Raw genomic sequence first — 1048 nt, forward strand, 5'->3', positions numbered from 1 at the left:
CGCTCGGAAGACATACGCTCGAATACCGAGTCACTGACCTGAGGTGGCAGGTCGACTTTCTTAACCCGGACATCAACCACAGTCACACCCAGCTCTTCCCTGGCCACTTTATCGAGATTACTGGTGATATCATTCATCAGCTTATCACGCTGACCGGATACCACCTCGTTCAGTGTCAGACCACCAAACTTGTTACGCATTCTGGATTCAGCACGCTGAGAAAGCAGTGTGTTAGCACGAAAAATATCACCAGCTGTAGACTTGTAGAATTTGGCTACATCCGCAATTCGCCACTTGATGTAGGAATCCACAATAACGGCTTTCTGTTCCAGCGTCAGGAAGCGCTCAGATGGCACCTCGAGGTGTTGCAGACGGGCATCAAATGCGCACGTTATCCACAAACGGGAATTTAAAGTGCAGACCCGGCTTGAGATTCGGGTTCACCAGCTGACCAAAACGCAGTTGCACAGCGCGCTCACGCTCGCTGATAACAAAGAGACAACTCCAGGCCAGAACCAAGATGACAAGACCGGCGATCAGGGCTGTAAAACCTTTCTGATTCATCGACCAACCCTCCCACTGCTACGTGCACTGTTCACTCGCTTGCTCAGCTCCTCTGCAACGCGATTACTGATGTCAGACAAATCCTGACTGCTCAGCTCAGATGGCTGGGCTGGCATGGATGACTTGCCCTGGGTCAGTCTATCCAGTGGCAGGTAGATCATATTATTGCCACCCTTGACATCCACCAGTACCTTGCTGGTGTTCTTCAGGACTTCTTCAACAGTTTCGATGTAGAGACGCTCACGTGTCACTTCAGGTGCACGTTTGTACTCTGTCAGCAGCTTGGAGAAACGATCAGATTCACCTTCAGCTCTGGCAATGACCTCATCGCGGTACGCATTTGCCTCTTCAATAGTCCGCTGAGCTTTACCACGGGACTCAGGAATAACCTTGTTTGCGTAAGCTTCCGCCTTATTCTTGGCACGCTGTTCGTCTTCCCGGGCACGGATCACATCATCAAAAGCGGCCTGAACTTCTTTTGGAG

The 1048-nt window shown here is 51.0% G+C and carries 2 protein-coding genes and 1 pseudogene; all 3 read right to left on the reverse strand.

Annotated features, from left to right (window positions below; all coding sequences use genetic code 11):
• A partial coding sequence (locus tag KDK17_RS14000; RefSeq protein ID WP_257288312.1) for an SPFH domain-containing protein occupies positions 1-356 on the reverse strand: 356 nt, incomplete at its 3' end.
• 22 nt (positions 357-378) lie between these two features.
• Positions 379-564 (reverse strand): SPFH domain-containing protein, encoded by a 186-nt coding sequence (locus KDK17_RS14005; protein ID WP_257288313.1) that lies wholly within the window; start codon positions 562-564, stop codon positions 379-381.
• Positions 561-1048 (reverse strand): annotated as a pseudogene (locus KDK17_RS14010) (protease modulator HflK); the annotation flags it as partial. The gene KDK17_RS14005 and the pseudogene KDK17_RS14010, both read right to left, overlap by 4 nt.

Source organism: Endozoicomonas sp. SESOKO2 (assembly GCF_024606245.1).
In the GTDB taxonomy this organism is placed as follows: domain Bacteria; phylum Pseudomonadota; class Gammaproteobacteria; order Pseudomonadales; family Endozoicomonadaceae; genus Endozoicomonas_A.